Below are 12,408 nucleotides of genomic sequence, written 5' to 3' on the forward strand. Positions count from 1 at the left end.
CGATAAAAACGATTGAATAACCATCTGAAATAAAAGAATAAAAACCAATAATCACCCTGAATACCGGGCGTTCACCGTTCAGAGCCGTTTTAGTTAATGCTAAAAATTGTGCTTTCCGGTACTATGCGGCGGTTTTTTCCGCATTACTGAGAGCGATCATGTCCACCACACTGTTTAAAGATTTCACCTTCGAAGCCGCCCACCACCTTCCCCACGTTCCTGCAGGACATAAATGCGGCCGCCTGCACGGGCATTCGTTTATGGTGCGTCTTGAGATCACCGGTGAAGTTGATCCGCATACCGGTTGGATCATGGACTTTGCCGAGCTGAAGGCCGCGTTTAAGCCGACCTACGATCGTCTGGATCACTACTATCTCAACGATATTCCGGGTCTGGAAAACCCGACCAGCGAAGTGCTGGCAAAATGGATCTGGGATCAGATGAAGCCGCTGGTACCGCTGCTGAGCGCGGTGATGATCAAAGAAACCTGCACGGCAGGCTGCGTGTATCGCGGAGAGTAAAAAAAGCCCGGCAAAACCGGGCTTTTTTCTAGGCAATATTCAGATACTTGTGCGTCTGCATCGACAGGCGCCAGTTGCGCGCAATGCAGGTTTCAATGCACAGGCGCGTCGCATCCTCTTTCTGGCTGATCGGCTGCAGGGCGATTACCCGCTGCTTCTCATCCGTCAGCGTTGCCAGCAGTTCATCCAGCGCTTCGATATCACGTACGCGTCCTACCGGATGCTTAATTTCATCCGCGCGCTCCAGCGCCTGAGACAGCACGTCATACCCGCCACGCATATTCACTTTTGGCGATACCGTCACCCAGGTGGTGTGTGAACAGCGCACTTCATGGGTGCCGCTGGTCTCAATCTGGCAGCTGTAGCCGTTCTTTTCGAGCAGCTCGGTCAGCGGCGTCAGATCGTGAATGCAGGGTTCGCCGCCGGTGATGACGACGTGGCGAGCCGTCCAGCCCTGGCGACCAATTATGGCCAGCAGGTCTTCTGCACTGCCCGCGCCCCACTTATCGCTCTCTTTGGTTTTCGCCAGAATGCTAAACAGCGACACTTCCCGATCTGCGAGCTTATCCCACGTATGTTTGGTATCACACCAGGCACAGCCAACCGGGCAACCCTGTAAACGAATAAAGATAGCGGGAACGCCGGTAAAGTAACCCTCGCCTTGCAGGGTCTGGAACATCTCGTTAATCGGGTACTGCATAGTCATCTCAGTAAAGGGGATAAACGATAAGTATCGCAGATCCCCGTCGGATGGTCATGCTCCATCGGTGCTTTGCGCGCTAATCGCCGCCATAAAGCGCGCGGTAATTTGCTGTGGGCGGGTGATCGCCCCACCGACAACGACCGTATGCGCGCCCAGCGCCAGACACCGGGCCGCGCGCTCGGGCGTATCCACGTTGCCTTCGGCAACCACGGGGACCGTCACGACCGCCAGCACCGCTTTCAGGAACGCACAGTCATTCTCCGGAAGCGTATGGCCTGCCGTTTCCGCCGTATAGCCGTACAGCGTGGTACCGACGCAGTCAAAGCCAAGCGTCTGCGCCGTCACGGCTTCGTCTACGGTGGAAATATCTGCCATCAGCAGTACCGAGGGGTAACGTGAGCGGATGGCCGTGACCAGTGTTTCCAGGGATTCACCGCCAGGACGTTCCCGCGCCGTCGCATCAAGGGCAATGATTTCCGGAGAGACGGCCATGAGCTCATCCACCTCTCTCATCGTAGCGGTGATAAATACTTCGCTCCCTGGATAGTCCCGTTTGATGATGCCGATAACCGGTAAAGACACCTGTTGCTTAATGGCCCCGATATCCACCACGCTGTTGGCGCGAATGGCGAAGGCTCCGCCCTGTGCCGCCGCCAGCGCCATTCGCGACATGATAAACGGGCTGTGCAGCGGTTCGTTTTCCAGCGCCTGACAGGAGACGACCAGTTTTCCCTTCAGGTTATCCAGTACATTTTTCATTACGATAAGATCTCTTCCACTTCGTTTTTGATAATCGTGACGTGCGGGCCATAAATGACCTGTACACCGTTACCGCGCACGATAACGCCGCGCGCGCCGGTGGCTTTCAGCGCCGCGTCATTCACTTTGCTGCCGTCTTTGACCGTCACGCGAAGCCGCGTGGCGCAGCAGTCCACCTCTTCCAGATTGTCTTTTCCGCCTAACCCGGCGATCACCGCCGCAGCGCGCTCGCTTTGCGGCAGGCTGACGTCATCAACCATCGCCTCCTTTTCACGGCCCGGCGTGGCGAAATCAAAGCGGTTAATCAGGTAGCGGAAAGTGAAGTAGTAGAGGAAGAACCACGGCACGCCGACCAGCGGAACGAACATCCAGTTGGTTTTGGCCTCCCCCTGCAAAATGCCGAACAGCACGAAGTCAATAAAACCGCCGGAGAAGGTCTGCCCGATGGTGATGTGCAGCATGTGCGCGAGCATAAACGCCAGCCCGTCAAACAGCGCGTGAATGACGTAGAGCACCGGGGCAATGAACAGGAAGGAGAACTCGATGGGCTCGGTAATTCCCGTCAGGAATGAGGTTAACGCCGCGGAGAGCAGCAGCCCGGCAACGCGCTTTTTGTTCTCCGGTTTCGCCGTGTGATACATCGCCAGGCAGGCACCAAGCAGGCCAAATATCATCGTGATAAAGCGCCCGGACATGAAGCGTGACGTGCCCTCATAGAAATGCTGCGTGTTCGGGTCGGCGAGCTGAGCGAAGAAGATCCGCTGCGTGCCCTCAACCAGGTGGCCGTTGACGATCTCGCTGCCGCCGAGCGCGGTGGTCCAGAACGGCAGATAAAAGATGTGGTGCAGACCAAACGGGCCAAGCATGCGCAAAATAAAGCCGTACAGCAGCGTGCCAAGATAACCGGTGGCATCCACCAGCCCGCCCAGACCAAAAATAAGCTTCTGGAAATGCGGCCAGACCACGGTCACGATCGCGCCAACGAGTATCGCCGCCAGCGAGCTGATAATCGGGACAAAGCGCGAGCCGCCAAAAAAGCCCAGGAACTGCGGAAGCGCTATCTTATTAAACCGATGATGCAGCGCACATGTCACGAGACCAATCACCACGCCGCCAAACACCCCGGTTTCCAGCGTCTGAATACCCAGCGTCATGCCCTGCCCTACAGCGCCCGGGTTCTCGTGCGCCAGTTTGCCGGTGAGGATCAGCAGCGCGTTGATGGTGGCATTCATCACCAGAAACGCGAGTAGCGCTGCCAGCCCCGCCGTGCCCTTATCGTTTTTTGCCAGCCCGACGGCCACCCCAACCGCAAACAGCACCGAGAGGTTCGCAAACACAATCGAACCCGCACTGCTCATAATGGTGAAAATGGCCTGCAGCCAGCCCACATCTAAAAACGGATAGGCCGCCAGCGTATTAGGGTTCGATAACGCCCCGCCGATACCGAGCAGCAGACCCGCCGCGGGCAATAAGGCGATAGGCAACATAAAGGATTTGCCAAAGCGCTGCGCTTTTTCAAACCATCCACCCGACGAAGCGCCACTGAATATTTGCATCATTTTTTCATCCCCCCATTAAAAGATGAAAATTTTTACCATATAAATATTTCATAGCGAAAATTATCATCACAAACCAGGAGGCCGATCATACTTTTTTAAAATGACTGGCATCTTTCCCCCGCTTTCCGCCACACTAGTCGCAGTGAAACACATTAAGGACGTGGCATGTCGGACCATGAAAACCTGCTGCTGAAGCTCCGCCAGGAGGCTTCCGGGTACAGCCCAACGCAACAAAAACTCGGTGAGTTTGTCCTCAGCGACCCTGCCCGGGTGCTCTACCTGACCATCACCGAACTGGCGCGAGAGAGCCACACCAGCGAGGCCAGCGTGACGCGTCTTTGCCGGACGCTGGGGTGCAAGGGGTATAACGAATTCAAAATGGCGCTGGCGCTGGATATTCAGCAGGGCCAGCCCGCTCGTCAGGCGGGGGATGAGATAGACAGCGTGGTGGATGAATCGGTGCAGGCTTTGCAGGATACCGCGAGACTCCTTGACCGCGCGCTGCTTGAAAAAGCCGCACTGGCGCTGCATCAGGCGCAGTCCGTGCAGATTTATGGCGTCGCGGCCAGCGCGATCCTCGGGGAGTATCTGCATTACAAGTTATTAAGGCTGGGTAAATCCGCACAGCTGTTTAGCGATATGCACCGCGCAGCCATGAATGCGACCACGCTTTCGGCAGAGACGCTGGTGGTGGCGATCTCCAGTTCCGGTTCAACGCGAGATTTACTTCACGTGGTGAAACTTGCCCGCAAGCGCGGGGTGAAGGTTCTGGCGCTCAGCAACACGCCCCGCAGCCCGCTGGCGTCTCTTAGCGATATGCTGCTGGTGGCCGCCAAGCCAGAAGGCCCTCTTAGCGCGGGCGCGCTCAATGCCAAAGTTGGGGTGATGCTGCTGGTCGAATTACTTACGACATCCATGATTGCGCTGGATGGTCATTACGCTGACGTCAGCCAGCAAACGGCCAGCGCCACGCTTCCTCTTCTGCTCTGAAAACCCTTCGCAGGCTAAATAAAATAGCCTGCGTTTTATTTTGCTCAATTTTACTTAAGCAGGGCTCAATTCATTTATATGATAAATGTTTGGTGTAACAAATTATTTTGTTTATTACAGTTTGAATTATTTCCATCGCGCTACCCAAGAGACAAAAACAGATTAAAATCATTAAGTTAAAATAAAAACATGAATAAATTGAATTTTTCCGCCTTCTGCAATGTCCAATATTTTCACCTGATTTCCTTTCCTTAAAATAAGCTTAAGACGCTGTCGGTCCCGGCGTTTTATTATTTAAACGCCGTTTACTTTTGCGCGCCTACAATCCGCCTCATCAATCATAATGAGACGGTAATAATGAAGATGTTATTAATTACAGGCGTGACCGGGTTTCTGGGCGGTGCAGTACTTGAAAAAATCCTGACCAGCGATCAATCTGTAAAACTCCTTTTGCTTGCCCGTGCCGGCGATCCGCAAAGCGGGCTGGCGCGCGTGCAGGAGAACATGCGTAAGTTCAAAATTTCAGAGGAGAAACTGGCCTCCCTGAGCGTGGATAATATCCTCATCGGCGACCTCAGCCAGCCGGAAGCCTTTCTGAACGATCCCCGTCTGGACCAGGTTACGCATGTCGTTAACTGCGCGGCAGTTGCGTCATTTGGCAATAACCCGCTGATCTGGAAGGTGAACGTAGAGGGTACGCTAGCGCTGGCGCGCCGCATGGAGCAGGTCGCAGGGCTGCAGCGTTTCCTGCATGTAGGCACCGCAATGTCATGCACGCCGGAGCAGGATTCGCTGGTCGCCGAAAGTGCGGAATTCAGAGAAAACGCTGAGCACCTGGTGGAATATACGTATTCGAAGTCAACCATCGAACAGCTGATGCGCCAGGAATGTCCTAACCTGCCGCTGCTCATCGCCCGTCCGTCCATCGTCGTCGGCCATACCCGCCACGGCTGCACGCCGTCGAGCAGTATCTTTTGGGTCTTCAGCATGGGCCTGATGCTGCAGAAGTTTATGTGCTCGATGGAAGACCGGATCGACGTTGTCCCGGTAGATTATTGTGCCGACGCAATGTTAATGCTGCTGAGCAGCAACGCGCGTCCGGGGGAAGTGGTACACATTTCTGCCGGGGAAGAGAACAGCGTTCGCTTTGCGGATATCGATCGGGCAATGGCGCAGGCGCTGGAGAAAGCGCCCGTTGGCGATAAGTACGCGCAGGTCAGCTACGAAACGCTGGTCAAAATGCGCCGTGAACTGAAAACCATTTTTGGTCCGTGCAACGAACGTCTGATGCTGAGAGCGATGCGCTTATACGGTGCCTTTGCCACGCTGAACGTGCGCTTCAGCAACGATAAGCTGCTCAGCATGGGGATGCCGAAGCCACCTCGTTTTACGGATTATATCGCCCGCTGCGTGCAAACCACCCGGGGACTAACCATTCCCGAGCAGATGGCGGTCGATTTTAAATAACCAAAAAAAATGCCAGTCATTCGACTGGCATTTTCATGTTAAGGCTTAAGCAATTATGCCTGGCCTTTGATCTCTTTACGACCGTTGTAAGGTGCTTTTTCACCCAGCGCTTCTTCGATACGAATCAGCTGGTTGTATTTAGCAACACGGTCAGAACGGCTCATAGAACCGGTTTTGATCTGGCCAGCAGCGGTACCAACAGCCAGGTCAGCAATGGTCGCGTCTTCAGTTTCGCCAGAACGGTGAGAGATAACAGCGGTGTAGCCAGCGTCTTTCGCCATTTTGATCGCAGCCAGCGTTTCGGTCAGAGAACCGATCTGGTTGAATTTGATCAGGATGGAGTTAACGATGCCTTTCTCGATGCCTTCTTTCAGGATCTTGGTGTTGGTTACGAACAGATCGTCACCAACCAGCTGGATTTTGTCGCCCAGTACTTTGGTCTGGTATGCGAAACCATCCCAGTCAGACTCGTCCAGACCGTCTTCGATAGAAACGATTGGGTACTGTTTGGTCAGGTCTTCCAGGAAGTGAGTGAACTCTTCGGAGGTGAACGCTTTGTTGCCTTCGCCAGCCAGAACGTATTTACCGTCTTTGTAGAATTCAGATGCTGCACAGTCCATCGCCAGGGTGATGTCTTTGCCCAGCTCGTAGCCTGCTGCTTTAACCGCTTCAGCAATAACAGCCAGTGCTTCTGCGTTAGAACCCAGGTTTGGCGCGTAGCCACCTTCGTCACCAACAGCAGTGTTCATACCTTTAGCTTTCAGAACTTTAGCCAGGTTGTGGAACACTTCAGAACCCATACGAACCGCTTCTTTCAGGGTTTTCGCGCCAACTGGCTGAATCATGAATTCCTGAATATCAACGTTGTTGTCTGCGTGCTCACCACCGTTGATGATGTTCATCATTGGTACAGGCATAGAGTATTTGCCTGGGGTGCCGTTCAGTTCAGCGATGTGCTCGAACAGTGGCATACCTTTAGCAGCGGCTGCTGCTTTGGCGTTCGCCAGGGAAACGGCCAGGATTGCGTTCGCACCGAAGTTAGATTTGTTTTCAGTACCGTCCAGATCGATCATGATCTTGTCGATGCCAGCCTGATCTTTGGCATCTTTGCCAACGATAGCCTGAGCAATAGGACCGTTAACAGCGCCAACCGCTTTCAGTACGCCTTTGCCCATGAAACGGGATTTGTCGCCATCACGCAGTTCCAGCGCTTCACGGGAACCCGTAGAAGCACCTGATGGAGCAGCTGCCATACCGACGAAACCACCTTCCAGATGAACTTCGGCTTCAACGGTCGGGTTACCACGGGAGTCGATGATTTCACGACCGATGACTTTAACGATTTTGGACATTAGATTTTCCTCAGTACAAGTTAAACTAAAACTCCAGACAAACAACGCGTACCGTTGGTACGCGTTGCCGTTCTAACTTTTTTACTTCGCCTGACGCTTCTGGTACTCGCTGGCGGCTTTCACGAAGCCTGCAAACAGCGGATGTCCATCACGCGGCGTTGAAGTAAATTCCGGGTGGAACTGGCAGGCAACAAACCACGGATGGTTTGGCACCTCGATGATCTCGACTAACTGATCGTCCCCGGAGCGACCCGCAACACGCAGGCCCGCGGCTTCAATTTGTTTCAACAACATATTGTTGACTTCATAGCGGTGACGATGGCGCTCGGTGATGACCGGCTCGCCGTACAGCTTGCGAACCACGCTATCGTCGGACAGCTGGCAGGCCTGCGCGCCAAGACGCATAGTGCCACCCAGATCGCTCTTCTCGGTACGGACTTCGACGTTACCGTCTTCGTCGCGCCATTCCGTAATCAGCGCCACGACAGGGTACTTACAGTCTGGCACAAATTCCGTAGAGTTCGCGTTTTCCATTCCCGCTACGTTGCGCGCAAATTCGATCAGCGCAACCTGCATACCCAGGCAGATGCCGAGGTATGGAATATTGTTTTCACGCGCATAGCGTGCAGTGGCGATCTTGCCTTCAACACCACGGTAGCCGAAGCCGCCAGGGATGAGGATAGCATCCAGATCTTTCAGAATTTCAACGCCACGTGTTTCAACATCCTGCGAATCAATCAGCTTGATGTTCACGGAGACGCGGTTCTTCAGACCACCGTGCTTCAGCGCTTCGATAACGGACTTATAGGCGTCCGGCAGTTCGATGTACTTGCCGACCATACCGATAGTCACTTCGCCTGCCGGGTTCGCTTCTTCATAAATAACCTGTTCCCATTCAGACAGGTTAGCTTCCGGACAGTTCAAGCTGAATCGTTTACAAATATAATCGTCCAGACCCTGTGATTTCAACAGGCCCGGGATTTTATAAATGGAATCGACATCTTTCATTGAAATAACGGCTTTTTCAGGCACGTTACAGAACAATGCAATTTTCGCACGTTCGTTCGCTGGAATGGCACGATCGGAACGGCAAACCAGGATGTCAGGCTGAATACCGATGGAGAGCAGTTCTTTAACGGAGTGCTGAGTCGGTTTGGTTTTCACTTCACCTGCCGCCGCCATGTAAGGCACCAGCGTCAGGTGCATGAACAGCGCGTGTTCACGACCAATGTCTACCGCCAGCTGACGAATCGCTTCGAGGAACGGCAGGGATTCGATATCACCCACGGTACCGCCGATTTCAACCAGCACAACGTCATGCCCTTCGCCACCGGCAAGGACACGCTCTTTGATGGCGTTAGTGATGTGTGGGATAACCTGCACGGTCGCGCCCAGGTAGTCACCGCGGCGCTCTTTACGCAGAACGTCAGAGTAGATGCGGCCAGTCGTAAAGTTGTTACGACGGGTCATTTTGGTACGAATGAAACGCTCGTAGTGGCCAAGATCCAGATCGGTTTCAGCGCCGTCTTCAGTAACGAACACTTCCCCGTGTTGGGTTGGGCTCATGGTGCCAGGATCGACGTTGATATACGGATCCAGTTTCATCATGGTCACATTGAGGCCACGGGCTTCAAGAATGGCTGCGAGGGAGGCTGCGGCAATGCCTTTACCCAGAGAGGATACGACCCCGCCGGTCACAAAAATATAGTTCGTTGTCATGCTGAACCTGAGAAGTTAGGGTGAAACGATGGAATAACCAGGACGGGAAAGTAGTATACCCGAACACGGCGAGCGCCACAAACTTTCATTCTCCGTCTCCATTCCAGGCCATGACAAACATAAGGAGTGAGAAAATAGCCCCTTTTGGGTAAATGTTTTTGACGCAAATCAAGCGCTTGTCATTTAAAAAATCACACAAATTGCGCTTGATCGCAAAATTCCGTTAGAGATCAGATTCCTGGCGTTTTACTTCCTGCCAGACTTCTTCCATCGCGTCGAGGTCAATTCCGGTCATTTCCAGGCCGCGCGAGGCCACAATCCGCTCGACTTCACGAAAGCGTCGTTCGAATTTCAGGTTGGCTTTTTGCAGGGCGGTTTCCGCTTTTACCCCTAAATGGCGAGAAAGATTGACGGTGGCGAACAGCAGGTCGCCCATCTCTTCCTCCAGCTTTGCTTCATCGACCGCCGCCTGCTGCGCTTCGTGCATCACTTCGTCGATCTCTTCATGCACTTTATCCAGCACGGGTCCCAGGGAATCCCAGTCAAATCCTACCGCCGAGCAGCGCTTTTGAATTTTGTGGGCGCGCATCAGCGCGGGCAGGCTCAGCGGGATGTCGTCCAGCGCAGAGTGTTGGGACTTTTCAGCACGCTCGGCGCTTTTAATCTGTTCCCAGCGGGCCAGCACCTCTGCGCTGTTTCCTGCGGTGGCATCGCCAAAGATATGCGGATGGCGGCGCTCCAGCTTGTCGCTGATAGCGGCACAGATATCGTCAAAGTTAAAGCGCCCTTCCTCCTGCGCCATCTGGGCGTAGAACACTACCTGGAACAGCAGGTCGCCGAGTTCACCGCGCAGGTCATCGAAATCCTCGCGTGAAATGGCGTCCAGCACCTCATAGGTCTCTTCGAGGGTATAGGGTGCGATGGTCGCGAAAGTCTGCTCCTTGTCCCACGGGCAGCCGTTTTCCGGGTCGCGCAGGCGTTTCATGATGCCGAGCAGGCGGTCGATTTGAGTCATAGTTCTGTCCTGATGAAAAAATGCCGGGTGGCGGCGTTGCCTTACCCGGCCTACGGAAAAGGATGTTTAGCCGCCGTGCAGACGACGCGCGTCAATCACATCCGGCACCTGGTTCAGTTTGCCCAGCACGCGGCCGAGCACCTGCAGGTTGTAGATTTCGATAGTCATATCGATGGTGGCAAGCTGCTCGCGGGTATCGCTGCGGCTGGCAACGCCCAGCACGTTGACCTTCTCGTTGGCGAGAATGGTGGTGATGTCGCGCAGCAGCCCGCTGCGATCGTTGGCGGTGACGCGCACAACCAGCGAGTAACCGGCGGAGTAGCTCTCACCCCAGACCGCTTCCACGATACGCTCCGGCGCGTGGGACTGCAGCTCCGCAAGCTGGTCGCAGTCGGAGCGGTGGATCGAGATCCCGCGCCCCTGGGTGATAAAGCCGACGATATCGTCCCCCGGAATCGGCTGGCAGCAGCGGGCAATATGGTGCATCAGGTTGCCCACACCCTCGACCACCACGCGGCCGTTGTCTTTGCTGCGCTGCTGCGGGGCATAGGTTTTCTGCTGCAGCTGCTTCAGCGCTGCCGCGTCCTGCTCTTCCGCGCTAGGCTTGTTGAACTGCGCCTGCAGGAAGTTGACCATCTGATTCAGACGGATATCGCCGCCGCCAATCGCCGCCAGCAGCTCGTCCAGCTCGTTGAAGTTGTAGCGCGGCAGCAGGAATTTCTCTGCTTCTTTCAGGCTGATCCCGATATGCTCCAGCTCGTCGTCAAGGATCTGGCGACCGGCAAGAATGTTTTTGTCACGATCCTGCTTGCGGAACCAGGCGTGAATTTTGGAGCGCCCGCGGCTGGTGGTGACGTAACCGAGGTTCGGGTTAAGCCAGTCGCGGCTCGGGTTTGGCTGCTTCTGGGTAATGATTTCAATCTGGTCGCCCATCTGCAGCTGATAGGTAAACGGCACGATACGTCCGCCGATCTTCGCCCCGATGCAGCGGTGCCCCACGTCGCTGTGGATGTGGTAGGCAAAATCGAGCGGCGTGGAGCCAGCCGGCAGGTCGACAACGTCCCCTTTCGGGGTAAAGACGTAGACACGGTCATCAAAGACCTGGCTGCGCACCTCGTCGAGCATTTCGCCGGAGTCGGCCATCTCCTCCTGCCACGCAATCAGCTTGCGCAGCCAGGCGATGCGGTCTTCGTGGCCGGAGCGTGCCCCGCCAGAAGTGCCCTCTTTGTACTTCCAGTGCGCGGCTACGCCCAGCTCGGCGTCTTCGTGCATCTGTTTGGTGCGGATTTGAATCTCGACCGTTTTGCCGCCGGGGCCAAGCACCACGGTATGTATGGACTGGTAGCCGTTCGGTTTTGGGTTCGCGACATAATCGTCAAATTCATCCGGCAGGTGGCGGAAGTGAGTATGTACTATCCCCAGCGCGGCGTAGCAGTCCTGCAGACGCTCCGCCACGATACGCACGGCGCGCACGTCAAACAGCTCGTCAAAGGCGAGGTGTTTCTTCTGCATTTTGCGCCAGATGCTGTAGATGTGCTTAGGCCGACCGTAAACTTCGGCACGCACATTCTCTTCTTTCATGGCCTGGCGCAGCCCGCTGACAAACTCGTCGATGTAGTGCTCACGATCGATACGGCGCTCATGCAGGAGTTTGGCAATGCGCTTGTATTCTGCCGGATGCAGATAGCGGAAGCAGTAATCTTCCAGCTCCCATTTCAGCTGACCAATACCTAAGCGGTTCGCCAGCGGCGCATAGATGTTCGTACACTCTTTGGCGGCCAGCACTCGCTCGTCTTCCGGCGCATCTTTCACTTCACGCAGGTGGGCAATACGCTCGGCAAGCTTGATGACCACGCAGCGAAAATCATCCACCATGGCCAGCAGCATCCGGCGGACGTTATCAACCTGCTCAGAGGAGACGGAATCGGTATGCGCGGCTTTTAGCTGGCGAATGGCCGCCATATCGCGCACGCCGTGGATCAGCGCAACGACGGATTTGCCGACGCTGTCGCGCAGCACATCCTCGCTGACCACATCCGCATCCGCGAGGGGGAACAGTAGCGCGGCCTGCAGCGTTTCGATGTCCATGTTCAGCATGGACAAGATTTCAACCATCTCCACGCCGCGCCATAAGAGCAGATCGGCATCCGGGTGTCCCTGCGTGGTGCGCAGACAGTAGGCCCAGGTTTCGGTTAAGCGTTCACACGACTGCTGGCTGGAAATTCCCAGACTTGCGATCCATTTTTGTGGGTCAAACTCCCCAGCTTTATTGAGATGTGCACTTCTTACCGCAACCATTGTCCTCTCCTTTAGGGACCAGGGC

The 12,408-nt window shown here is 55.0% G+C and carries 10 protein-coding genes; 3 read left to right on the forward strand and 7 right to left on the reverse strand.

The features are described 5' to 3' along the window. The first annotated feature begins 158 nt into the window (after positions 1–158). A complete protein-coding gene (gene queD / locus IM295_RS01775) occupies positions 159–521 on the forward strand; it encodes a 6-carboxytetrahydropterin synthase QueD (RefSeq protein WP_003862700.1) in 363 nt (120 codons plus the stop codon). A 28-nt stretch (positions 522–549) separates the two neighbouring features. Here queD and queE read toward each other — a convergent pair whose 3' ends face one another. From queE to IM295_RS01790, 3 genes are read right to left on the reverse strand one after another with little or no spacing between them, the layout of a single operon-like run. Then, positions 550–1,221 (reverse strand): 7-carboxy-7-deazaguanine synthase QueE, encoded by a 672-nt coding sequence (gene queE / locus IM295_RS01780; RefSeq protein WP_028014249.1) that lies wholly within the window; start codon positions 1,219–1,221, stop codon positions 550–552. Positions 1,222–1,275: 54 nt separating this feature from the next. Further along, a complete protein-coding gene (locus IM295_RS01785) occupies positions 1,276–1,983 on the reverse strand; it encodes an N-acetylmannosamine-6-phosphate 2-epimerase (protein ID WP_193066134.1) in 708 nt (235 codons plus the stop codon). Then, positions 1,983–3,542 carry a PTS transporter subunit EIIC gene (locus tag IM295_RS01790; protein WP_193066135.1) on the reverse strand — a complete coding sequence of 520 codons (1,560 nt, stop codon included), beginning with the start codon at positions 3,540–3,542 and terminating at the stop codon, positions 1,983–1,985. Before IM295_RS01790 ends, IM295_RS01785 begins: the two co-directional genes overlap by 1 nt. Before the next feature lie 165 nt (positions 3,543–3,707). Between IM295_RS01790 and IM295_RS01795 the strand changes: the two genes are divergently transcribed. Beyond that, positions 3,708–4,532 (forward strand): MurR/RpiR family transcriptional regulator, encoded by an 825-nt coding sequence (locus IM295_RS01795; RefSeq protein ID WP_028014252.1) that lies wholly within the window; start codon positions 3,708–3,710, stop codon positions 4,530–4,532. A 357-nt stretch (positions 4,533–4,889) separates the two neighbouring features. Further along, entirely contained in the window at positions 4,890–5,999 is a 1,110-nt protein-coding gene (locus IM295_RS01800; protein ID WP_193066136.1) for an SDR family oxidoreductase, read from the forward strand. Positions 6,000–6,052: 53 nt separating this feature from the next. On the opposite strand, the gene eno is transcribed toward IM295_RS01800, so the two are convergent. The 4 genes from eno to relA all read right to left on the reverse strand — a co-directional run bounded on the left by eno (position 6,053) and on the right by relA (position 12,383). Then, a complete protein-coding gene (eno, locus tag IM295_RS01805) occupies positions 6,053–7,351 on the reverse strand; it encodes a phosphopyruvate hydratase (protein WP_006811784.1) in 1,299 nt (432 codons plus the stop codon). An 81-nt stretch (positions 7,352–7,432) separates the two neighbouring features. Beyond that, a complete protein-coding gene (pyrG, locus tag IM295_RS01810; protein ID WP_028014254.1) occupies positions 7,433–9,070 on the reverse strand; it encodes a glutamine hydrolyzing CTP synthase in 1,638 nt (545 codons plus the stop codon). 223 nt (positions 9,071–9,293) lie between these two features. Beyond that, complete coding sequence (mazG, locus tag IM295_RS01815; protein ID WP_193066137.1) at positions 9,294–10,085, reverse strand: nucleoside triphosphate pyrophosphohydrolase; 792 nt, start codon at positions 10,083–10,085, stop codon at positions 9,294–9,296. A 66-nt stretch (positions 10,086–10,151) separates the two neighbouring features. Continuing rightward, a complete protein-coding gene (gene relA, locus IM295_RS01820; protein WP_028014256.1) occupies positions 10,152–12,383 on the reverse strand; it encodes a GTP diphosphokinase in 2,232 nt (743 codons plus the stop codon). Positions 12,384–12,408 lie beyond the last annotated feature (25 nt).

The organism is Enterobacter cloacae complex sp. P14RS, assembly GCF_014895895.1.
Lineage (GTDB): Bacteria > Pseudomonadota > Gammaproteobacteria > Enterobacterales > Enterobacteriaceae > Enterobacter > Enterobacter bugandensis.

Coding starts and splice junctions, on each gene's coding strand:
- IM295_RS01800 (WP_193066136.1), top strand. CDS start 4,890: ATGAAGATGTTATTAATTACAGGCGTGACCGGGTTTCTGGGCGGTGCA.
- IM295_RS01785 (WP_193066134.1), bottom strand. CDS start 1,983: ATGAAAAATGTACTGGATAACCTGAAGGGAAAACTGGTCGTCTCCTGT.
- mazG (WP_193066137.1), bottom strand. CDS start 10,085: ATGACTCAAATCGACCGCCTGCTCGGCATCATGAAACGCCTGCGCGAC.
- pyrG (WP_028014254.1), bottom strand. CDS start 9,070: ATGACAACGAACTATATTTTTGTGACCGGCGGGGTCGTATCCTCTCTG.
- queD (WP_003862700.1), top strand. CDS start 159: ATGTCCACCACACTGTTTAAAGATTTCACCTTCGAAGCCGCCCACCAC.
- eno (WP_006811784.1), bottom strand. CDS start 7,351: ATGTCCAAAATCGTTAAAGTCATCGGTCGTGAAATCATCGACTCCCGT.
- IM295_RS01795 (WP_028014252.1), top strand. CDS start 3,708: ATGTCGGACCATGAAAACCTGCTGCTGAAGCTCCGCCAGGAGGCTTCC.
- relA (WP_028014256.1), bottom strand. CDS start 12,383: ATGGTTGCGGTAAGAAGTGCACATCTCAATAAAGCTGGGGAGTTTGAC.
- IM295_RS01790 (WP_193066135.1), bottom strand. CDS start 3,542: ATGATGCAAATATTCAGTGGCGCTTCGTCGGGTGGATGGTTTGAAAAA.
- queE (WP_028014249.1), bottom strand. CDS start 1,221: ATGCAGTACCCGATTAACGAGATGTTCCAGACCCTGCAAGGCGAGGGT.